This window comes from Hallella colorans, assembly GCF_003096815.1.
Taxonomy (GTDB): domain Bacteria; phylum Bacteroidota; class Bacteroidia; order Bacteroidales; family Bacteroidaceae; genus Prevotella; species Prevotella colorans.
In genome coordinates this window covers 1-23,582 of record NZ_QENY01000001.1, presented here as the reverse complement: position 1 = coordinate 23,582, position 23,582 = coordinate 1, and the positions used below count along the sequence as shown (strand labels likewise).

Here is a 23,582-nt window from a genome sequence, read left to right as displayed (position 1 = left end):
ATGTTTAACAAAAACAAAAACAACAACGTGTCATCCGATGATGTCTCCAATATGATAGAGCCAATCGTTGCAAGGATAGACAAGCTCGAGACTGCGCTAAAAAACCAAGCTAAACAGATTGTCGAGTTGCAAAACCTCCTTAAAGGCACTGGCGCCATACGTCAAGGAGATGGGGAGAAAGGTTCCGAAACCTTTAATTCGGCATCGGAGACACAGCTTCAAATCCATGAAGAATGCGCGGATAGAAATCGAACGTCTTCGGAGAAAGCTCTGACGGCTGACGACATGGCATCAAAGGACAACATATTAAGTCGTTCCGTGGAGACCTTGTACCTGCCGGCACCAACCCCGGATGGCCTGTTCATGGAGTATAGCCCCACGGAACAAGTGGGCAAAAGTGTCTATCAGTTACGCACGGAGGACGGAATTAATGGACAGTTTATCATGATAGACACCTCTGATGCCATTGCCACGGCAATGATCAGTATTAGTCAGATAGTCAAGCCAGTGTGCAGAATAGAGGGCAACACCAAACAATATCCTCGTCGAATTAAAACGCTCGAGGAAGGTGTGGCCCAGCGAGACGGCGCAATATGGCGAGTTACCAAGAAAGCCAAGCTATCGTTTGAATGACATTGTGACTTTAGACGTTATAAACCAAGAACGCTTACAACAATTAAGAACACAAGAAAGGAACACTGATAACGATGAAAGTGAAATGTCCTAAATGTAGATACAGATTTGATTTGGCGGATGCGCCGGGCATGCAAGAATTGCAATGTAACTGTCCGCGTTGTGGAATGCCTTTCACGTTTGCCGTGGATGACGAGAGCGTTGGCAATCAAATGAACGCCGAAACATTGGAGTCTACAGACCTTGCGGATACAAACGATAGCGCGGCCAAGAAGCAAGACCATGCTGAGGTATATTCTAATTCATCGACTCAAACTGACGATTGTAAGGCGAGTAGCCTGCCACCACCAATTTATCCCAATTTTAACAACATCCAAAAAACATCCAACCCTCTTAACGCTCACCCTTTCAATACAGATATTCATGGTGAAAACATGATATTTGCAAAGTACAAATCTAAAGGGTACGTTAAGAAAATGCTTGTATTCGCGGTTGTTTTTGTAGTGGGTATGACCTTTATCGCTCGTCAATGCAGCACTTCGACAAGCTACACGGCCGATGATGTAGGCCTATCTGACACGAGCGAAAACTATACAGATGACCAGTCAGCCGCAGGCTCTGCACCATCGTTTAACAGCAATGCCGCACCTGAGAAAGCGCCCGGTTGGATACAAGGCAACTGGCATATAGAAACAGACTATGGTGGCATCTCCTTGAAAATACATGGTGATCAAATAGCCGAGACCAGCGGCGGAGAAACCGCTTATGGTACTTATAAATATCAGGCTCATCGTTTGTATTGTGATTTTGGAGATAACAACGAGTTTGTTTATAAATTGGTTGAAGAGTCGAGACAAATCGACGCAGGTAATGGCATGCTGATGAGAAAGGTAGATTAGATGGTGGCTAAGCGGCCTATTTCATACGGACTTTTTCCAACCATTGCGTGAACTCATTGCTGTAACCATTGAAAATATTGATGTCTACATCTCCATGAATGCCCGAAACCCTTCCATCGGGAGCCAACTGCCATATCCATAGTTTAACGTCGGGTTTGTACTCGCCATATCTTGCTATCCATACCGGATAGCCACTTTTGATATCTGGAGCCTCGTCAAGATACTTGTTTACAAACATTTGGCTGACATACAGGATGGGACGCATGCCTGTCTTGCGCTCAACGGCATAGAGCCAAGCCCTTACCCTTCGCCACATGGCATGCGCTCCCCCCATCTTTTTGACATGAGAGGGAAGGGGTTCGAGATCCAAAACAGGAGGTAAATCGCCTTTCTTGAAGTATGAATGCCGCAAGAATGTTGCCGCTTGCGCGCTTCCAGAGGTATGGTAAGAGAAAAAATGATAGGATCCCACTGGGTAACCATGCGCTCGGGCAGCCGCATAATCCGCTTTGTAAAACTTGTTCACAACACTTGTCCCCTCTGTAGACTTGATAAAAATAAATGATATTTTATAGTCCACCACATCGTTTATGCTTTTCTTTGACAGCGTTCCCAAATGCGTAATACGTAGTTTGTCCCAAAATATTTTATAATGTTTTTTCTTTTTTACATGCTGGTGTTTGGATATGTCGATACCATAAATACGGTCTGACGAATAGCTCAAACGCTCGCCTTTATACACGTTGTTTTTCCATTCGCCCACCCTGAAAAGTGAGCGTTGCGACGAGAAACCAAATCCATTGCGCTTGTCATGTCTCCAAACGCCCTCGAAAATTCCCCCCTCTGCGTCACGATACGTGCCATGTCCGTGTGCCATCAACTGGTGGTCAAACTGCCCGCAGTACACTCCTAAGGAGTCATGTCGAGTTCCTGTCACGATGGTATCATGGTCCCAGATAGCGTCAACCTTCCTACCCAAGCTATCGATGGCCCATCCTTTGCCATGCCTCATGTTGTTGTGCCATGCTCCCGAATAGACCAAAGAGTCACCTGCATAGAGCGCGCCCAATCCTTCACGCTTGCCGTTTACCGTCTCACCCCGATAGGTCATGTTGCTATAGGTCACCACTGTAGTGTCGCTTTGGTCTATGGTGCATGCGCATGGTAACATGATTGCCGTTAAAAAGGCAAGAAATATCCATGCCTTATACCCTGTATCGTGTGTTTTACCATTCATTTTTTGATCCTCGCTATCCTGTTTTTGTAGACCAAACCGAGAAACTCGCCATAAGCGTTAAACACGGGGCTGCCATCTTGAGCAAACAATTCTGGCACGTCGCACAGCCGTCCATCTACACTTCTGCCAGGCACCAAGACGGCTTTGCGTTTCATGACAGCATTTGGCGCAACTGGCGTAACAGTGATGACGTTCGTCTTTCGGTACACGCGCCACGGAATGTTTCGCACGGCATACACGCCACGTGGTTTTGTTTTTTGGCAAGTCTGGACGACAAACGGTTCCCCTGCGCAAGCCACATCGGTTATCGCTTCCTTACATTTCTCGGTTTGCAATTTGCCATCCCGGTCTCGCCATGATACCTGCAGCAGGTATCTTCGCTTCAAGGTATCGCCGTGACGAGGCTTGTATTTTTTAAGTATTAGAAAGGTTCTCTTTAGCGAGTCTGTTTCTTTCTTTTGTCGTTCAGCATGTTGGGCTATTTTCATATAGCCCTCATCTTGCACTCCATGACTACGGAAATAATAATTTATCTCTTTTTGTTCGATTTCATTTCGAGCTATAATCCGCTTAATAGAGTCGGTCACGATGTTTATTTTTTGCTCTATATTGTCAACGTTTTGCCGATCGGCCTCACACGTTGATGGCTCGCCCTGCGCAACAGTAAGCACTCGCCCGCGACAACTTGGCCACCACCAATGTTTGTCAGCCCACACGCCGACCTGACTAATAGAGTCTTGCCGTACCACTACCGTGTCTCGACCATTCGTCACGCACAACTGCGAATACCCTTCCACATGGCATACACATCTCCTGAGATCGTTCTTACTGGCAGGAAATAGCCTGATGATCATAGTTATAGCAATAGCCACAATGATTACTGTCGCTATGACGCGAACTCTGAAAAGTGCGTTATGTCTGAATTTTTCCGCTTTGAAATATCTCATGTTCTCATAACATCATTGCACGCTATACAGTCTCATGTACATACGCATGGATCTCATACGCCTCGAAATGTATGTTTTTACACATGCAAAGTTAATCATTTTCTTTGTTGATAACATATCGTTCCATAGCTTTTTCTCCATTTATTATATTTATCAGACGATAGTCACCGCATATATATTTTACGTGAAAATACCTTTGTTCGCATATTCCATTCCATCATTTTTAACTACCTTTGTAAAAGAAACCAAAGCGATGAAACAGACTGACAAGGATATTTTGCGGTTGGCCGTGCCATCTATCATAAGCAATATTACCGTTCCCTTGCTTGGCTTGGCCGATTTGGCCATTGTCGGGCACATGGGCTCCGAGCAATATATTGCCGCTATCGCGGTTGGCACCATGATGTTCAATGTGATCTATTGGCTGTTTGGCTTTCTCCGTATGGGTACCAGTGGCATGACATCGCAGGCCCTTGGCCGTGAGGACCATTCGTCTGTTAAACTACTGTTGCGCCGCTCCATGTACATATCCGGGGCCATAGCCCTGTGTTTTTTGGTGTTGCAGGTGCCACTTTGTCAACTCACGCTCCACCTCATTGGGCCATCCATTCAGATTAGACCGATGGTAACCACCTATTTCAGCATAGTGATTTGGGGAGCGCCCGCGATGCTTGGGCTGTATGCATTGAACGGATGGTTCATCGGATTGCAAAACACCAAGATACCCATGACTGTCGCCATCTTGCAAAATATTGTCAACGTGGTGGCATCACTCACTTTAGTGTTTGGTTTAGGCATGCACATATCGGGTGTAGCGTTGGGTACACTCATAGCCCAATGGTGCGGTTTCTTATTTGCCCTTTGGCACGCATCCCGTCAGCTGCGTTTGTATACCCATCCGCGACACACTGACAAGGCTGTCAATTCTGGCATGGTGACATGGAAGGCTTTTTTCACCGTAAACCGCGATATATTTCTCAGAACGATCTGCCTTGTTGTCGTCAATCTTTTCTTTACTTCTGCTGGCGCCCGCCAAGGCGACATGCTGCTGGCCGTGAACACGTTGCTCATGACGTTTTTCACGTTGTTCAGCTACATCATGGACGGCTTCGCTTTTGCAGGCGAGGCATTGGCAGGCTTGCTCTATGGCGCCCAAGATGGGGTCCGGCTGCATGCCACCGTTCGTCGGCTTTTTGGCTGGGGAGCACTCATGGTCATAGGCTTCACGTTGGTGTATGTTTTGGGTGGCAATGCGTTTTTGGGCTTGCTCACCAGCGAGCATGCTGTCATCGCGGCTGCTGACGAGTATTTTTATTGGGCTTGTCTCATTCCGTTGGCAGGTGTGGCAGCCTTTGTCTATGACGGCATCTTTATTGGTATCACGGCCACGAGAGCCATGTTGGTATCCAGCGTGGCATCTACCGTGGTGTTTTTTGTTCTTTTCTTTTTGGGCAAAGCATGTTTGCCTACCAATCATGCGTTGTGGATGTCTTTCATAGCATATCTTGCCATGCGTGGTTTGATGCAACATATTATGATGAAAAAACAAATAAAATTTTGAGAGAAACATGGAGTTAGCTTTTATTTTGGTGGGTATTGTTGTTGGATTTGTTATCGCATACTTGGTATTGCAGGGACAAAAGAAAACTGTGCAAACTGCTTTACTGTTAGCCAACAAGCAGGCGGACATGGAAGCGGAGACCATCAAAGGCTTGCAGGCCAAGATAGATATATCCAACGATGAATTGCAATATTTACGCCAACAACTCACCGATGCCAAAGTATCGCTTGGTGCCGTGCAAGCCCAATTGACAGCCGAACGACAGCAAAATGCAGAGAAAGAGCAGAGAAAACAGGAGCAAGACCAAAAGCTCGAGGTACAGCGGCAACAACAATTTGCGGCGCAATTAGAGACGGTGCGCGCGCAATTTGAGAACTTGGCGGTCAAACTGCTCGACCAGTCGGCCGACAAGTTGAAATCGAGAAACACCGAGACAATGTCCGCGCTGACCGCTCCGCTGAAAGAAAACATTGACAAACTGCACGAGGCCATCTACAACACCAACCAAGAGACGGCTAAAAGCGCGGCTTCGCTGTCACAACAATTGAGGGAGATGGCCGAGCGAACGCAAAAAATAAACAACACGGCCACCCGACTGGCCAACGTGATGCGGGGTGGCAATAAGATACAAGGCAATTGGGGGGAGCTGATATTGACAGATATTTTGGAGCAAAACGGTTTCAAACAAGGAGTGAACTACGATGTACAACAAGTTATCACGGATCACAAAGGAAACGCAGTGCTCAATGCCGAGAGCGGCAAGTGCATGGTGCCTGACGTGATATTGCACTATCCTAAAAACGAGGATGTAATCATAGACTCAAAGATGTCGATAGAGGCTTATGAGCTATACGTAAACACGGACAATGATGATCTTAAGAGAAAATATGCCAATGACTTGGTGCGAAGCGTTCGCACCCAATTCACGAGCTTGGCAAAAAAAGATTATAGTAGCTACATCAGGCCACCCAGGCGCGCCATAGACTTCGTGATCATGTTTGTCCCCAACGAAGGCGCGCTGCAGTTGGCAATGGCCACTGACAAACGCTTGTGGAACGATGCCTTTGCCAAGCATGTCTTTATCACTTCGCAACAAAACCTGATGGCCATCTTGAAGATGATAGAGATAGCATGGCGTCAATACGCCCAAACAGAAAATCAAATTAAAATATACGGTATAGCTGAAGAACTACTTAAGCGAGTAGGCGAGTTTGTCAAACGTTTTGACAAGGTGAAAAAAGACATCGACACGTTGGCCAAGGATTATGATGACGCTTACAACAAGGTTTACACAGGTAGGCAGAGCGTTGTACGCAAGGCCAATGAGATGAAACAACTGGGCGTGAAAGAAGCTGCGAACTATCCCATACCTTCATCCGAGAATGAGCTTGGCGATTTGTAACCTTCGCGGATGCTATGTCGCTACATTGTAGGCTCGTGGCCAAATGTTCTTGCAATGGTGACACGACGTCAAGCCAACAACTCTGTTTGAGCATGGTGTCAAGGAGTGGTTGTTGAGAAAAAATATCATTGAAAGAATCTGACAAAAGCATGTTTGAAACTTCTGTATTTGTCAAGCGGTGCACATTCGCTTGCAAATAGGCGAAAAATGGGAGTTTTTCTCAACGTACTATAAAACAGGAACATACGAAGAAAAAGGAGCAAACTTGGGCAAATAGTTTTTTTAAGCGGGTGCCTTAGCTACCTATTCGCGTCGCGATTAGACACGAATCGCTTGCCGATTAAAGCCCATTCGTGTATTGTTTGAGCACTCAACGTGGCACGAATAAGCATTAATCGCAAAAAGACAGAGCAATATGAGGGCTTCAAAAATGATTTTAAACGAGAAACAATTCTTTTTATTCTCTATAATGTTATGTATGAGAGGGCATTTTTTCAGGATGTTTTTTTGACAAATATAAATTGATCGTTTCGCCCCAAATGTATTTTTCAGAATTTTGTGTGAGCCCTATATACAGAATGTTTTACCTGTGTCTTTATTGCAAAAAGAAATTGTTAGCGTCTGCATGACACCCTTGACTAACAATATGAAACAAAAAAGCTCACAAAAACTTGTGAGCTTTTAGATTGTGTCAAAGTATAACTTTGCGCGTGCCGCGCTGATCTTTGACGATAAATATACCATGCAGATTGAGATTGGAATAGTCTCCGGTGGCTATCTTGCGACCCTGCATATCAAATATTTGAGCTGGCCGTTGTGACGCTGTGGTGGGGCTTGATATACCTGTCAGCCAATTGTAATCGGTCTGATTGCTCACTGTGGGGAACTTTCCGTTGGCAATATGAATAATGACACTGTTCTTTTTGCCGTATTCAGCCCTTACTATTTGCCAATCAGCATCTCGTTCGTCTTTGAACCGTGGGTAGATTTTATAATCGCCATCGGGTAGGTCGGCAGGAAGTCTAAGGTTTTGCCATGAGTAAGGTTTCCAGAAACTGTCTTTTGCTGTGTAGTCCATTGAAACCAAGTCGCGCTGAATGCCATTTCCCTCAATGACGAGTTGGAAAATGCCATTAAGCGTAGAGCTGCTCACGTTCCATAATTGGATTTCAGCCACAGAAATGGATTTTTTAGAAAACGGTTGTATTGTTAGCTCATTGTCATAGTTTAATGTCAGATGGCTTTTCCATTGTCCGTCCTTCGCTGGCTGAATGCCAATAATCATATCTTGTTTGTAACTGTAGTCGCCATTGCCTTCAGGGGTGAGGATGCCGATATCAAAATAGCCATCCTCAAATCCTCCCCATCCCCAATTGACATGTACTTTGCCGTCTTGGTTGTAGCCGTCAATAACAAAGGCATGGCCATTTTTCCAGTTCCTATCGTTGCCAGAATAGTAGATGGGGCGTTTTTGGGACAGTTCGTTAAATACCATGTCCATCCACTCTTGCTCTGAATAATAGTTGCGTGTATAACGATTCATGTTGGGGTTGTAGCCGAAATACTTAATAAGCGCGTTTTGTGCGCTACTTGTGTATGACGAACTGAAGTTTGGTTCATACTTCATATTGACAGAGATGCCCACCTGTCTCATCAGTTCGGATACAACTTTGGCATCTTCGTCAGAGTATTTTGTTTTTTTATAGACCTTGAGCATTTTGTCCCATTGGTAAGTCGAGGCGGAGAAATCGGCTGTGAGTTTCTCGCCATGACTGGTGTAACTGTTAGATCCTATGCCTACAGTGGGATATTTGTAATAGCGCATAATCTGTGACATGGTGATTGCCACGCAACCCACTAAGTAAGGTTTTCCGTTATCGTCCTTTTGTATGTCGTTGTTAAACGGTGCCTCCTGATGCCATTTGGTCTCTATGAGTGCGTCTACATGGTCGGGTAGGGGCGCCGCTGGCGCAATGGCAGCGCTGTACGTCTGGCCATTGGCCAAGCGCGAGGCTACGGCAGCGTTGGCAGCTCTCAAATACCATTGAAAAGCGGGATTGGGATTTGTGCTGGTGGCATAGGGCTTGTTTGAAACTCCGACGACAGCCTCGATGGCATCATCATTGGCAAGCACCACAAAGCCCTTCTGTTTGTCACCAATTACAGTTAGGTTTGACATGGCCTGCAACGTTACAAGACGTGTGGCGGCGTTTGCTCTTGTTTCATTTGCATCTGATGAGGAGACCAACTGTCGAGCGGCGATGGCTTTGAGTTGAGCCAAGGTTCGTGGCTTTGCCGAGACAGCCGAGACCACAAGCGTTGCAAGGAAAAATAAGGTTAATGTTCTATATTTCATGACGTTCAAATTTATCACTATGTATGAAAAACCCAATGGGCTTGTAGGCGAACTGTATTCCGCCGCCCATTGGGTTGCAATTAATAAAAGAAACAAAACGAGTGTTATCTTTTTATTTTTCGCTCATTTTTTAGTCTAAAAGCGCTATCCATTCTGGATTCTCATTGTTGGTCCACCATCCCCAATCAGGCGAGTACCAGTGTAGCCACAACTCAAAGGTGTCATCATCTGGATGGTATTTGCCACATTCGTCCTTAGTCAAAGCTTCAATGTCGGCCTTTTTCCAAAGTTCCTTGCTATCACCAAATAAACCAACAATCCAAAAATCTTTCATGCCATCGTTGTTCCATTTCTGCTTATGGATGTACTGTGGCTTCATGTGAAGTATGTTTCCACCATCTTTCCAGAAAGTAATGGTTCCCATGTCGCTGTCAATCCATTCAGCCTTTGCATGTAGACCTTTAATGGTGTAAGTACCCTTAGGAAATTCCATAACATTGATATTCTTGAACATCCATCCATAATACCAGCTGTCCCAATTGGCATGGTGCAGGATATATCTGTTCACGGTGATGTCAAGCTCGGTGTTACCATAATCGTAAGCTTGCGCATCATCCACCTTGATATTAACTTTCTCAGAGCTTGCGGGTTGCATGTCAAAGTTGACGTTGATCTTCTTTGTTTTTTCCCCAGCTTTAAACTCCACGCTTTGAGGCAATTTGAATTTGCTGTTATTTGATATTAGATGAATGGCAGCGGCCGTGGAAGCGTCAGGACGACCCACCGTAAGCTCAAGTTTTTGTGGTTCGCTATTTTCCAAGTCTATGACTGTTTTTTCGGTGAGAATATATGCCTTTTGTGTGGCAACGCTGCTATCGGGTTTTGCGGCAGGCTCATACTCGTACTCATTAACACAAGAAGCGAGAAACGCTACGCTCACAAGCATTAGTATAGCCTTAAAGGTTTGATATGTCTTTTTCATAATTTCTAATGATATTACGTTACAATGTTAGTTACTTTACCCAAGGCGTGTATTTGTTGGATGGGTCAGGATTGTTCCATCCTACAAGCGCTTTATTGTTGATTTGCTCTTGGTCTACAAACACGATGTTCATCCACGCTGGACGACCGTCGGTATTAAACCTGCATCTCTCATAGAAGTTTGTGCCGGGATAGCCACGTTTAACGGAGTAGTTCAAACGTTTTACATCGAAGAATGTTTGTCCTTCGCCCCAGAGCTCAACTCTTTTTTGGAAAACAATTTCCTCTACTAAAGCGTCTTTAGTGGATGCCGTGACCGAATATTTCTTATCGCGATAGTTACGCATGAAATCTTCTATCAGTTTCTTTCCACGTGCCATATCCTGATGTGCGGCTGCCTCTGCTTCGATAAAATACATTTCCTCAACGCGCATGAGTGGGTAAGCGGTAGACTCGCCAGTAATCATGTCATCAAAACGGCCATTTCCAGGTCTCCATTTTAAGGAAGCGTATGTAGGAAGAACAGATTTAAACTGATCGTCGACATAGACATTTTTAGCGGCCAAAGGTGAATCGTCTGGAGCTTTCCACATCAGTTTTCTGAAGTCAGTATCACTGATTCTGTCATAAATGCTCTTTCCAATCATTTGCTTACATGGATTTTGGAGGTATCCGTATTTAATCTCGTTGCTCTTCCATGACGTCCAATTCAGCCATCCGTCTTTGACCGTTTCGTCATCCTTGGTGTATTGAACAGCCCACATCCATTTGTTAGCTTGGTTGAAACCCGTTTTTGAATCAAGGCAATCTTTTTCTGTCATGGGTTGCACGCTTGCTTTGTTGATAGCGTTTCGAGCTGCCTTTTCAGCATTGGCATAGTCGCCCATCCAAAGGTAGAGGCGTGCCTCCAAACCATAAACAACTGACAAGTCGGGGAGAGTTTGTCCACGGGTGCTCTTCAAATGAATGATGTTTTGCTCTGCATTTTTCAGATCTTCAAGAATGAATGCAGTCATTTTTTCCTTTGTAGCACGAGGATTCACACGCGCAGAGTCATTGCTCATGTTGGGTTTGATGATAGGAACGGTTAGCCCGGTAACGTCATTCCCGTCAGCGTTGATATTGCTTGTCACTTTGTTGGGCAAGAACTCGAACATACGAGCGATATCCAAATACATCATGGCACGATTGGCTTGCGCCACGCCTAAATATCCTTTTTGCTCATCAGTCGCGGTCTTTGGGTCGATGGTTCCAATGACATTGTTCGTGTTCAAAATATATTTGTAGGGATATTGCAACAGGAATTGCGTACTAAGTCTGTCTTGACCGAGGAGAGTACAGTTTGCCCACATCCAAAACCAATCGAACTCATTGTCCACGGTGGCCAAATCTTCGGTCATGACATCACGGATGTGCATCATGGCACCGATTCCCCAACTGTATGAAATGTCCCATGACCACCATACAGCTTTGGCATAAGCAGGGATGGCGTTAACCATCGCCTCGGTTGCCGTGGGCGATTTGCCAACTTGGTCTTTTGTAGCTTGAGACGTTGGGAATGTCTCGTCTATACAGCTTGTGAGCAGCGAAGAGCACATAAACGAGCCCACAAATGCTTTTGTGATTATATTTGAAAGTTTCATTTTTCTTATTTTTTTAAGTTAGAATGTGATCGATATACCACCTGTAATGGTACGTATTGGTGAATAGTTCACATTGTTACCAGTACCATCAATGCTTTGTCTTGGGTCCATGCCTTGGCGCTTCGACCACAACCATACATTGTCAGCAACGCCATAAACGCGTATTTTCTCCAAACCCCATGAAGTGGTTAACTTAGTCGGAAGTGTATACCCCAAGGTGATGTTTTGTAATGACAGGCTTGACGCATTGATCAAAAAGCGGTCGCTGTAAGCTGTCGAGAACTCGTCATTGCACTGTATACGTGGAATGTTCGATTCTGTGTTTTCTGCTGACCATGCTTTTAACATATCTTTATGGAAGGCGTAGCCACGGCTGAGCGACATGGCGCTGGCATAGGTTCCATCATAGTATTGACCGCCAATTTGGTAAGCAAAGTCAATGGAGAAATCAAATCCCTTGAAGTTAACGGATGTACCAAACCCACCATAGCCATCTGGCAGTGATGTGCCACAGAGGTAATAGTCGGCGTCACCCGTTGTTTTTACGGTGGTTAACTCTTTCACAATGGGTTGCCCCTTGCTGTCGAGCACACGCTTGCCATTAGCGTCGGTCTCGTAAACATTCTTGTAATACAAGGCCTCGCCCGTTTTGTGGTCAACACCTGCATAGCGATACATACGGAATACGTTGAGTGGCTGATTTTCGCCATAGAAGTAACCATCAGACATATAACCCTCAACGCCGTCTACAACAGCGTTCTTGCTTTCTTTAGCCAACTTGGTGATACGGTTTTTATATGTCGTAAAATTCAAGTGTGCAGACCATGTGAAATCTTTCGTACGGATAATGTCTCCGTTAAGTTCTATCTCAAATCCGCTGTTGGCCATGTTTCCAATGTTTTTGTAATAGCCTGTGTAACCAGTTGTTCCAGGCAGTGTGTACCAAGCCAACATATCTGTTGTGGTACGGTAGAAGTATTCCAAAGAACCACTTAACCTGCTTCCGAAGAGCGTGAAATCAATACCGGTGTTGAAGTTTCCACCTTTTTCCCATGTGATTTCCTCGTTTCCTACCGTTGCAGGTGTAATGGCAAGCTCGCCGTTTGAATTGACAATGTTGTACATATAAGCATAGCGGAAGTTACCGATTCGGTCGTTTCCTTGCTCTCCATACGATGCTTTCAGTTTTAATTCATTTATCCAATTGGTCTTCATCCAAGACTCTTTGCTCATCAACCAGGCACCACCCATTGACCAGAAATTACCCCAACGATGTTTGGGATGGAAACGAGAGGAGGCATCGCGACGATAAGACATCGAGCCAAAATAGCGTTGGTCATAGTTGTACTGAACGCGCCCAAACCATCCCTCGGTGTTGTAGTCGCCCATAGAAGAGCCCGTGTCGATAACCAATATAGCTTGGTTCATCTCGCTACTTTCGTTTGAGAAAGTTTTTTGGCGTTCGCCAAATATGTTGTAATCTCGTACACGATAATACTCATGTCCCAACATCGCCTCAACCTCATGTGCTCCATACTCGTGATGCCAGTTGAGCAACTGTTGGTAGTTGTAGCTCCATGTTCTTTTGTGTGAACGTTGTACTGCACCCTTTTGGGCGGAATAGTGACCCAACCAAGGGTTGTGCGTGGTTATTCCTCTGTATTCATCGACGAACACACTGTTGGTTGTAGTGAACTTGAAATCTTTGAGGAAACGTATTTCAGCGAACCCAATGGCGCTGAAAGAGTTACCTTCTTCGCCGTTTTGGTTAAGCAAGTTGTCTGAAAGACCGTTTGCGTTGGGCAAGAAAGCTCTTGGTATGCCTAATGTTTTACCATCACCGTAGTCGTATGCAGGTATTCCTCCATTAGCGAAAGTCATGATATTGCCGTTTTCATCACGAAGATAGAGAGGGTAGATAGGAGCTATGGAAGCCATGGCAAAGACATTGTCTGGAGCCCCACCTTTACCTCCATCTCTTAGAGAGTTGGACTTATAATGTGTGTAACTGAAGTTTCCGCCGAGCTTCAACCAAGGTTTCATTTGATAATCCGCTTTCATACGTCCAGAGAAACGGGTGTAATCAGAGTTGGGAGAAATACCATCATATTTGAGATAGTTTGCCGAACCAAAAAAGGTTGATTTCTCCGTGCTGCCGTTTGCAGACAAATTGTATTCCTGACGCATGCTGTTTTTATAGATAGCGTCTATCCAATTGTCTGGATAAAGCATATATTTGGTACCATTAGGAGCTGTAATTACATTGCCTAATGTAGCGTTAGGGTTCAACTTTCCGTTCTTACCAATCAAATATTCATTGGTTGGAACGTTATAAACATTATATCCTAAACCAAAGCTATTGTCTGAGGTAATGTTCTCATTGGCAAATCTATAGGCTTCCAAAGGTGAGGATTGGCGTTTGTCAATGGCATAGTTGTACAAGCCTTTGTACCACATTTCATAATATCCCGCAGGATGATTGATATATTCATAGTCAGGCAGCATTCGGCTATTTGAACCCCATTTAGCGTCAAATGTGATTGAAGCGTGGTCTTTCCGGCCATTTTTGGTGGTAATAATAATCACACCGTTGGCACCACGTGCACCATACAATGCAGCTGAAGCTGCGTCTTTCAATACAGTTTCGCTTTCGATATCAGCAGGGTTGAGAGAGTTCATATCACCGTCAAAAGGCACACCATCGAGTATTATCAAAGGTGCATTTCCTGAATTGATTGAACTAATACCCCTAATGCGGATTGCCGGAGCCGATCCACCGGGCTGTCCTGACTGACGGGTCATCTGCACACCAGAAACCTTTCCACGCAACGCATCAACTGGGTTGGTTACTTGCACTTTGGAGATTTCATCTTCTTTCAACACACCTGCTGAGCCCGTGAATGCAGATTTCTTTGCCGTACCATACGCAACAACAATCACTTCGTCCAAACCTTTAGATATAGGTATAAGCGTTATCTTCATGTTTGGTTTGGCCGTCAAGTCCACTGTTTCCATTCCTACGTATGAGATACGAAGGCTTGTTTTACCTTTGGGAAGTGTTACATGGAAATGACCGTCGAGATCTGTGATAGCTCCCACGCCAGTACCAATCACTTGTACCGTTGCGCCGACAATAGGTTCGCCATCGTCTTTAGAAATAACCGTTCCGGAAATTTCTGACTGCGCCATAGCTATCCCTGATAGAATAAAAGAGAATAGCATAGACAAAAATAGTCTTTTTTTCATAGATTTAAGTTAGTAAAAGTATTAAACTTAGGTTTTTGATCCTTTAAATTTGGCTGTAAAAGTACCACAGTTTTTTTAGAAAAAAAAATTTTGAGTGGTTAATACATGTTAAATTTTATCCTTTTTTTGTCATTTTGAAAGTTGTAACATGGTTTTCAATAGTTTAGATTGAATAGTATTATGATAAAGTGGAAAGTCTTAGACTTTAATGAAACCGATATTTTGGAGGTAGCGAAATAGTATATAAGGACAATAGATGAAAATCTTTGATAAATGCTCTTCTTTGCCTATAAAAAATAATAAGACTGTAATTAAAATAAGCTTTGTACGTAATGGGATAGGTTGACTATAAGTTTTCTTTTAGGTAGTAACATTAATCAATGACTATCAAGAGCGGAATACGGGAGTCGAACCCGCCTTTCAGGCTTGGGAAGCCCGCGCACTACCGATGTGCTAATTCCGCAATTTTCAAGTATAGAAACAACAAATATTAGTCTGATATTCAAAATTTCTATCCATCTCATAGGATAGAGAGCCGATACCCGGACTCGAACCGGGGACCTACGCATTACGAATGCGTTGCTCTACCAACTGAGCCATATCGGCGATTTGCGTGTGCAAAGATATTATATTTTTTTTGATCCTCCAAATTATTGGAAACAAAACATTCTGCTTTCGTGTCTTTTTGTGCCAGTATCGAATAGGGGCCTTTAAAGTAATGAAAAACACAGAAGACTGTATACCTGTTTTCAGCACTTTTCCAAGAGCCATTGACTATGGCCGTTCCGATAGAGGAAAACTTTTGGCCATATACTTTTGGCTCTTGGAATTTTCAATTTCTATTGTCTCGTTATGAAATAATATTACAAGACACCATGCGCTTTTGCCGCCCAAAAGTCTTGGATGTTTCTCTGTGTCACGCTCCACAGAAAAAGAGAACCACTATCTGGGCAGACAGTATTCTGAGAAACATGCTGAGCGGATAAACCGTCGAGTAACCCACGGCTGGCGCCTCTCTGCTGCAACTGGCATTGGCATAAGCCAATGCTGGTGGGTCTGTGTAAGTTCCTGCGATCATTCCCATGATAGTGAAATAGTTGAACTTGTATTTCAACCTTGCAATAGTCCCTATAATAAGAATAGGTATAACAGTGATGAGAAAACCTGTATATACATATTTTAAACCGTCTCCCTGTGTCACAGTTTCCCAAAATCCGGCACCGGCCTTGATGCCCACGCTTGAGAGAAATAGCACCAAGCCAAATTCTCGGAGCATCATGTTGGCAGAGTTTGTGGTGTATGTCACAAGTTTCATGCGGTATCCGAACCTACCTATAAGTATCGCTATGATAAGCGGTCCACCCGCCAAACCTAATTTTAATGGCACGGGCACACCCGGAATGGCTATAGGAATACTTCCGAAGATAATACCTATCAACACGCCTATGAATATAGTCGCAATATTTGGAGCGTCAAGCCGTTTGACCGAGTTTCCCATCATTTCAGCCACACGGTCCACATTGTCTTCTCGTCCCACGACCATAATCTTGTCGCCCACATGGAAGTGGTGGTTCCTACTAGCAAAGAGATCCATACCTTGGCGAGAGATACGCGTGATATTTACACCGTACACGCTTGAAAAGTGCATTTTACCCAGAGTCTTGCCATTCATCTTTGGATTTGTCACCACCACACGTCTTGAGATCATGTGTTGCTTGTTGATATCTTCGTGTATATCCCACTCCGGCTCAACCTCTGGTCCAATAAATGCTTCCACGGCCTCCGCATCTGCCTCCGCGCAAACGATCAACACTTCGTCACCTATGTTGAATACCGAGTCGTGTTTGGGAGTATGTACCTCACCATTATGGCAAATGCGAGAGCATACTATGTCTCGATTTAGAAACTCGCAAATCTCCATAAGATTTCTGCCGGCTATTGGTGGATTGGTCACTTTTAAAGTCATGGCGTGTGCCTTAGCATGCGGACTTTCCTCCTCAGCTTCTTCCAGCTTAGCTTCTTCCTCTTCGAGTTTTGTTCGGGTAATATATCTTATAGCTATTGTGGCGCCAATGATGCCGAGCACGCCAAGCGGGTAGGCGCAAGCGTACCCATTGGCTATCTGCGGAATGTTTCCTTTTGTAAACACTGCTCCCAAAGCCTCGTTGGCAGCACCCAATCCCGGAGTGTTCGTGACAGCTCCAAATAATGTACCCACCATCATGGGAAGGTTAAATGGGTTGCTTGTGTCGAAAAACAAGAAGTAGCAAGCAAACATCATCAGCACGTTCAGCATCACGGTCGACGTGGCCAACAAGTTAAGAGTGACACCGCCTTTGCGGAAACTCTCAAAAAAACCAGGGCCCACTTGCAATCCGATGCAGAACACAAACAAGATAAGTCCAAAGTCTTGTATAAATGTAAGAATGTTCGTAGGGGCTGTAAAGCCAACATGTCCAGCCAATATACCTGCGAACAGCACAAACGTGACACCGAGCGAAATACCGCCAATTTTTACTTTACCTAATAAAATTCCAACTGATATTACAATCGCATATAACATAACTATGTGTGCGATGGAGTCTTGTGTGGTAAAGAGATTGATTAACCAGTCCATTTTGTAATGCTAAAATTTTAGTTTGCAAATGTACATAATATAAGTTTAATGGCAAAGAATTTATCTTGGAATTTCAGCTAAGCGTATATAAAATTAAGTATGAATACCACAGAGAGTACCATTAATGTCCAGTTAAGCTCTTGCCATTTGCCAAGGCAAAATTTTAGGATGACATAACTCAGGATACCTAAGCAGATACCATCCGCTATGCTATAACATAGCACCATGGTTATCATCGTTATGAATGCGGGAAATGCCTCGCCCACATTACTCAAGTCTATTTTCTTCACCGAGTCGAGCATAAGTACGCCCACCAGTACCAATGCACCCGAGGTGGCAGCTGCCGGAATGAGCAAGAAGATAGGAGAGAAAAAGAGAGACAGCATGAACAGCATACCTACTACGAAGCTTGTCATACCAGTTTTGCCACCTTCGGCAATACCCGATGCACTCTCTATATAGGTAGTGATGGTGCTCGAACCCAACATGGCGCCGCACGTGGTACCGATAGCGTCACTCATCATGGCCTCTTTAGCTCTGCTAATACTACCATCTGGCTGTGTAAAGCCTGCTTTTTGGGCTAAGCCTACGAGCGTACCAACAGTGTCAAATATATTAACAATGAGCAATGATATTATCACCAAGAGCGTATTATAATTCAACAATCCGTTGAAATCAAATTGACAGAATGTCAATTCAAGGCTATGTGGAGCGGATATAGGCATCCAATTGTCAGTCAACACTGTCACTCCCATCGGAATACCTATTATCGTAGCGATTATTATGCCATAAAAGAGAGCTCCTTTCACCTGTCTTGCCATCAGTATGCCGCTCAACATAATGGCTATTATACCCAATATGGAGACAGGCGTAAACTCGCCCAACCCCACGAATGTGCCATCTTTGGGCACGATAATCTCGGCGTTTTTCAATCCGATGAAAGCTATGAACATTCCGATACCTGCCGAAATGGCATATCTCAAATTTTGGGGGATGGAGTAGAGTATCATCTCTCGAATGTTGAAAAACGTGATGAAAAGAAATATCAGCCCTTCTATCAGTAGTATAGCCAATGACTGTTGCCATGTGTAGTGCATAGCCTGGCATAGCGTAAAGGCGAAAAAAGCGTTCAGACCCATACTTGGCGCTTGGGCGAAAGGTAGTTTTGCCATAAAAGCCAATAGTAGTGTCGCGATAGCAGAAGCAAGTGCGGTCGCTGTAAAAACAGCCCCTTTGTCCATGCCTGTTGTGGCGAGGATGGCAGGATTGACAGCCAAGATATAGCTCATGGTGAGAAAAGTGGTGGCTCCTGCCACTATCTCTGTGCGCAGTGAAGAGGTGATATTGTTAAAACCGAGTGCTTTTTCTAAGAGTTGCATTGGGCTATTTATTGTTTGATTTTTGTAGAAGACAAATCCTCGTTAAACCGTATCGTTGGTTCAGGAAAATCAACAGATGTTTTCTTGACAGATGCCAGCCATTGATCTATGAGTTTTCTGGCAACAGAAAGTTTTTCTGGTATCTTTGGCAATTCATCATATCGAAACCATCCACCCTTGCTAAGCTCTGAACGTTGCAGGTGGATATCGCCCGAGACATAAGTCGCGGTGTATCCCACCATCAGGCCACAGGGGTAGGGCCAGGGTTGTGAACGTTGATAGGTGATATCTTTGATGGTAAGTCCGGTCTCCTCCATCACTTCACGAGCTACAGCCTCCTCGAGCGTCTCGCCTGTCTCCACAAATCCAGCCACCAATCCATAGAAGTCTGATTTAAAGTTCTTAGCATGCACCAATAGCACCTCGTCACCTCTATGTATCAACACGATGACAGCAATGGCCAATTGTGGCCAAACTTCCTTGCCACACTCTGAACACTTCTTGGAGATGTCGGTGTGCATGTGCATGGGTGCGCCACACACACCACAAAACTGGGTATTGCGATCCCAATATAGCAGTTCGCTGCACTTGCCAGCCTTGAGATACAATTCGTTAGAGAGATGATAATATGATTGCCGCAACCCGACAAACTCGTGACCGCTGTCGCGCAATACTACATCGGTGATGGTTATTTGTTGTGGGCTGTCTATATTAAAGGTTTTTACCAGCGTTCCATCATCCATCGGCGACACATCCATGATGTGCGTCCACGGTTTTACCTCAACCGGAACGTCCCCGCACAAGGGGATAGACAATGAGCCATCTTCTTGTTTTTGAAGCAGCAAGTCTGTCTTGCTGAATATAAAATAATATTTTTTCAATTTTCTTATTGCTATCACTTAATACAGAAACAAGTACACACTCATTCACTGACACCGAAGAGCAGCATCTTATCTCTCTTGCCTGCGGGCTTGGTCCATTTCTCGGGTACAAAGCGCCAGTTGTGGTTGGGTTTAGGATTCAGTATCCCAGCCTTTTTAATTTCTTCTGTGAGATAATATCGCTGATCCATATCAGAACGCCAAACAACTCTGTCCTTAAGCTCTTCTTGAGGTATACCTGCGCCTCGCGTAAGCAGCTCACCGCCACCATTGGCACGATAACTGTTTACGGCTACTGTGTACCATGCGCGCTCATCAAACGGTTTTCCATCGCTCATCCTGATGATTTTCACTTTTTGTCCGTTAGGCTTGGTTACGTCTACCTCGTAGTCTATACCTGCAGCGGCATCAAAATTGAAACTGAAGTTTTTAAATCCTGATCTTTGTGCGTCGCCTCGGGTGGTACTATCGAGCAACAATAGGTGGTCGTTTGCCGATTTCATGGTGTTTGTCCACAGATCATAACTCATCTCTAAGTGCTTACGTATCTCCTTGCCCGTCATTTTTATTACGTATAGCTGGTTTTCGTATTTGTACAGGTTGAACATGTCGCTCATGTAGATAGGCCCAGCCTTTATACACTCGTTAAACGATAATGGGGCATTGAATGATACGTCGGCACCAGTTATTTTTAGTTGCAGGTTAAGGATGAGGTCATTGAAAGCGGAGTTTCCAAAATAGCTGTCTCGTGTGTAGATGGTATTCTTGATCTCACCAATCTTTTGGTTGGCATAAGCGTTTACCTTATCCGTAAAATACTTGAAGTGGTTGGTGAAATCTGTGTCTATTGGCTCGGCATCCACGTCATGTAGCCTGCCCTCGCATGCCGTAACTGCCCATTTGCCATCTTTGGGCAGAAGGGTTACGGTAGCCTCTGCCACGGTCATGGCATTGTTGGCTGGGTTTAGACACAGCACCTTTTTGCCTTCCACATTGGTCAGGATATTGTTGTATCGTGTGTGGTCGTGTCCGAATAGTATAATATTAAATCCAGGAACCTCACGCGCCACTATTAGCGAGGCATCCTCTTTGTAGGCATCGGTAGTGATACCACCATTTTTACCCGAATGAAACAGGCCAATAATGACATCTGCCTTCTCGTTTTCTTGCAGTACCTTCATCCATTTCCTTGCCGTGGACACCATTTCGTCAAACCGAAGTCCACTCCATAGATTTTTGGGCAGCCAGTTTGGTATGGCTGGTGTCAACATGCCCAACACGGCTATTTTCACGCCATCGCGTTCTATGCAGACGTATGGCTTCACATATGGTTTTCCTGTGGAGGTACTTACAATGTTGGCTCCCACAACAGGGCAGTTCAGTTCGGATATCCATTTATCGTACACCGCATGGCCAGTCTCTATGTCATGGTTGCCCACGGTCTGAGCGTCATATTTCATATAGTTCACCACCTCGGCCGCAATGTTATGACTCAAGGTGTCTATATAGTTAGAATAATAGGTTAAAGGTTGGCCTTGCAATATGTCACCGTTGTCAAGTAAAATGACATTTGGGCCATATTGGGCTCTAAGACCTTTGACATAACTGCTCACTCGCGCCAATGAGCCGGCCTTGGGCTGTCGTCTAATGAAGTCGTATGGGAAAAAAGCGCCATGCACATCAGAGGTCTCAACGATCTTTAATGTTACAGGTTTGGTACTGGCTTGTGTCATATTAATGGTAAACAAGCAGAGAGCTGTCATGCTCGCTGCGACTAACTTGCTGTTCATTGTAGTGTGATCATCGTCAACATGGGGTTGTGTTAATATCTCATCCTGATATTTTCAGGTTGATGTTTTCACATCCCAATACTTGTTTTTAAAAAGCTATATATTAAAAGGTGTAAAACGTGGATAGGTATTCAAGAATAGAACGCGAAGTTTAACACCAACTTGTTTGTTCTTTTGTCATATTTCATCAAATGTCGTTCGTGTCATGTCGCCTGTCTCCAAGCCAAGCTTGAACCACTTCATGCGCTGGGCAGAGGTACCGTGGGTGAAGCTCTCGGGTTGCGAGTAGCCTCGCGCTTTTTCCTGAAGGTAATTGTCGCCAATAACCTCCGCGCACCTCAAAGCTTCTTCTATATCGCCATCCTCAATACTGTTAAACCATTTGTTGTCATAGTGTGCCCACACACCAGCATAGTAGTCGGCAAGCAACTCCAATTTCACACTCACCTTGTTTGCGTCCACCGTGTTCATCATGCTCATTTGTTCGTGTGCTTGTCCAAGCGTACCTAATAGGTATTCCACATGGTGCCCCACCTCATGGGCAATGACATAAGCATACGCGAAATCTCCATCAGCGCCAAGTTTAGATTTCATGTCCATCAAGAAACTTAAATCGAGGTATAATTTTTGGTCAGCAGAGCAATAGAATGGCCCCACGGCAGCCGTTGCGCCCCCACAGGCACTGTTCACCGAGCCAGAAAACAACACGAGCGTAGGAACGGTGTATTTACGCCCCATTTTTTTGAATTGCTGAGTCCACACATCTTCTGTGCCAGCCAAAATCTGACGTGAGAATTTAGCCAACTTTTGTTCTTCTTCCGTAAATTCACGTTGGCCGCGGCCGTCATTTGATAGTGTTTCTTCACTAATAGAGCCAGATTGGAAGACGTTGTTCACCACATCGCCAAGGTTTCCACCTGACAAAAGGGTGAATAATGCTATAACAATGACACCGCTTATGCCGCCTATGCTGGCTTTGGCAGTGCCACTTATACCCCTACGATCTTCTACATTGTTACTTTCTCGTCTGCCTGATAGCCTCATGATGTTTCAATTATAAAATGCTCATTTTTAGATTTCTATGCAAAGTTAGGGTTTTTATTCGTAAAAGAGATTGCAATATGGATTTTTTTCTCATGTCATCATGATATGTTCGAATGGGCAGATATCACCCATGGCATAGCTTATTGTGTGAAAATAATCACAAAAAGATGACTGTAAAAATACGCCCTTTTATGGCATAAAATCTTGGTTTTGCACCCTGCGTGAGAAGAATGACGAGTCGTGTTTGCCCCTTGATTTTACAAATGGTATCTAATCAAGGTGTGAATAGAGCTTTATTGTGGCATAATGAGGCCTTATTCGGCGTGCGATTAAGCTCTATTCGCGATGCGATGAGATATTAAAGGCATGCGGATTATCAAACATATTTTATGGCATTGGCTTTTTTATTTGTTAAATTTCTGATTATCAGCGTTTTACTAAAGAGTCTCATTTCTCGCAAATTTGCACGCAATCACTCAATGGTTTACAAATACGCCAATCCTGAGAGGGTTTTTGTTAGATATTTTCCGATTAATAAAAAGTCCACATTCCTGACTTCGTCATTGCGTCACCCAAAAATTCTCATCAAATAGTTTAGCTATTTTCTGATGCCTTGTCATCAGCATAGTCTGTGTATAAACTTCCTTGTTCAGAGGTAGCTTGATTTGTATCGTTGTAATGGTCTTTGCCAATGCAAGCACCTTGTCTACGCTCATCCTAATCTCTGAGGCCTCCAACATACGCTCCAATTCTTTGTATACTTTCAAAGCCACGAAGCAGATGCATATATGGGCCTCGATTCGTTTGCGTGTAAAATGGAACATGGGATCGTATCTCTATCTTTGATTTCGCTATACGGAAGGCCCGTTCTACATGCCAAAGGTTGTGATATGCTGTATATACGTCCTGTATTGGTATATCTGTATTGGTGAGATACCCTTTAAGACCATCCCAACGAGAATCATC

Annotated in this window: 15 protein-coding genes, 2 tRNA genes and 1 pseudogene; 4 read left to right on the top strand and 14 right to left on the bottom strand. The window is 44.4% G+C overall.

What is annotated here, in order from left to right; translation table 11 throughout:
• Window positions 1-633: a hypothetical protein gene (locus tag C7379_RS00090; RefSeq protein WP_116615430.1), complete on the top strand. Its 633-nt coding sequence runs from the start codon at window positions 1-3 to the stop codon at window positions 631-633.
• A gap of 74 nt (window positions 634-707) precedes the next feature.
• The gene (locus C7379_RS00085) at window positions 708-1,532 is read left to right on the top strand and encodes a zinc ribbon domain-containing protein (protein ID WP_133241848.1); all 825 of its coding nucleotides are present in this window, start codon (window positions 708-710) and stop codon (window positions 1,530-1,532) included.
• Window positions 1,533-1,548: 16 nt separating this feature from the next.
• On the opposite strand, the gene C7379_RS00080 is transcribed toward C7379_RS00085, so the two are convergent.
• Complete coding sequence (locus C7379_RS00080) at window positions 1,549-2,769, bottom strand: GH25 family lysozyme (RefSeq protein WP_116615428.1); 1,221 nt, start codon at window positions 2,767-2,769, stop codon at window positions 1,549-1,551.
• Window positions 2,766-3,716 carry a hypothetical protein gene (locus C7379_RS00075; RefSeq protein ID WP_133241847.1) on the bottom strand — a complete coding sequence of 317 codons (951 nt, stop codon included), beginning with the start codon at window positions 3,714-3,716 and terminating at the stop codon, window positions 2,766-2,768. The genes C7379_RS00080 and C7379_RS00075 overlap by 4 nt, the downstream gene beginning before the upstream one ends.
• 253 nt (window positions 3,717-3,969) lie before the next feature.
• Between C7379_RS00075 and C7379_RS00070 the strand changes: the two genes are divergently transcribed.
• Both C7379_RS00070 and C7379_RS00065 read left to right on the top strand, forming a co-directional pair.
• Window positions 3,970-5,277 (top strand): MATE family efflux transporter, encoded by a 1,308-nt coding sequence (locus tag C7379_RS00070; protein ID WP_116615593.1) that lies wholly within the window; start codon window positions 3,970-3,972, stop codon window positions 5,275-5,277.
• A 7-nt stretch (window positions 5,278-5,284) separates the two neighbouring features.
• Window positions 5,285-6,679 (top strand): DNA recombination protein RmuC, encoded by a 1,395-nt coding sequence (locus C7379_RS00065; RefSeq protein WP_116615426.1) that lies wholly within the window; start codon window positions 5,285-5,287, stop codon window positions 6,677-6,679.
• A gap of 691 nt (window positions 6,680-7,370) precedes the next feature.
• Here C7379_RS00065 and C7379_RS00060 read toward each other — a convergent pair.
• The 12 genes and pseudogenes from C7379_RS00060 to C7379_RS00005 form a co-directional block, all read right to left on the bottom strand.
• Entirely contained in the window at window positions 7,371-9,035 is a 1,665-nt protein-coding gene (locus C7379_RS00060; protein ID WP_243406660.1) for a C10 family peptidase, read from the bottom strand.
• 130 nt (window positions 9,036-9,165) lie between these two features.
• On the bottom strand, window positions 9,166-10,017 hold the full coding sequence (locus tag C7379_RS00055; protein ID WP_116615425.1) for a hypothetical protein: 852 nt from the start codon (window positions 10,015-10,017) through the stop codon (window positions 9,166-9,168).
• A 31-nt stretch (window positions 10,018-10,048) separates the two neighbouring features.
• Window positions 10,049-11,659: a RagB/SusD family nutrient uptake outer membrane protein gene (locus C7379_RS00050; protein WP_116615424.1), complete on the bottom strand. Its 1,611-nt coding sequence runs from the start codon at window positions 11,657-11,659 to the stop codon at window positions 10,049-10,051.
• An 18-nt stretch (window positions 11,660-11,677) separates the two neighbouring features.
• Window positions 11,678-14,905 (bottom strand): SusC/RagA family TonB-linked outer membrane protein, encoded by a 3,228-nt coding sequence (locus C7379_RS00045; protein ID WP_116615423.1) that lies wholly within the window; start codon window positions 14,903-14,905, stop codon window positions 11,678-11,680.
• A gap of 392 nt (window positions 14,906-15,297) precedes the next feature.
• Window positions 15,298-15,368 (bottom strand) — tRNA-Gly (locus tag C7379_RS00040).
• 70 nt (window positions 15,369-15,438) lie between these two features.
• Window positions 15,439-15,511: transfer RNA gene (locus tag C7379_RS00035), tRNA-Thr, on the bottom strand.
• A 310-nt stretch (window positions 15,512-15,821) separates the two neighbouring features.
• On the bottom strand, window positions 15,822-17,522 hold the full coding sequence (locus C7379_RS00030) for a putative transporter (RefSeq protein ID WP_116615422.1): 1,701 nt from the start codon (window positions 17,520-17,522) through the stop codon (window positions 15,822-15,824).
• Between the two features lie 77 nt (window positions 17,523-17,599).
• Window positions 17,600-18,901: an NCS2 family permease gene (locus C7379_RS00025; protein ID WP_116615421.1), complete on the bottom strand. Its 1,302-nt coding sequence runs from the start codon at window positions 18,899-18,901 to the stop codon at window positions 17,600-17,602.
• 8 nt (window positions 18,902-18,909) lie between these two features.
• Window positions 18,910-19,782, bottom strand: a complete 873-nt coding sequence (gene nudC / locus C7379_RS00020; RefSeq protein ID WP_116615420.1) for an NAD(+) diphosphatase — start codon at window positions 19,780-19,782, stop codon at window positions 18,910-18,912.
• 41 nt (window positions 19,783-19,823) lie between these two features.
• Entirely contained in the window at window positions 19,824-21,545 is a 1,722-nt protein-coding gene (locus C7379_RS00015; protein WP_419185296.1) for a bifunctional metallophosphatase/5'-nucleotidase, read from the bottom strand.
• Between the two features lie 204 nt (window positions 21,546-21,749).
• Window positions 21,750-22,616 (bottom strand): KPN_02809 family neutral zinc metallopeptidase, encoded by an 867-nt coding sequence (gene ypfJ, locus C7379_RS00010; protein ID WP_116615418.1) that lies wholly within the window; start codon window positions 22,614-22,616, stop codon window positions 21,750-21,752.
• A gap of 560 nt (window positions 22,617-23,176) precedes the next feature.
• Window positions 23,177-23,582: pseudogene (locus C7379_RS00005) on the bottom strand (IS1634 family transposase); the annotation flags it as partial.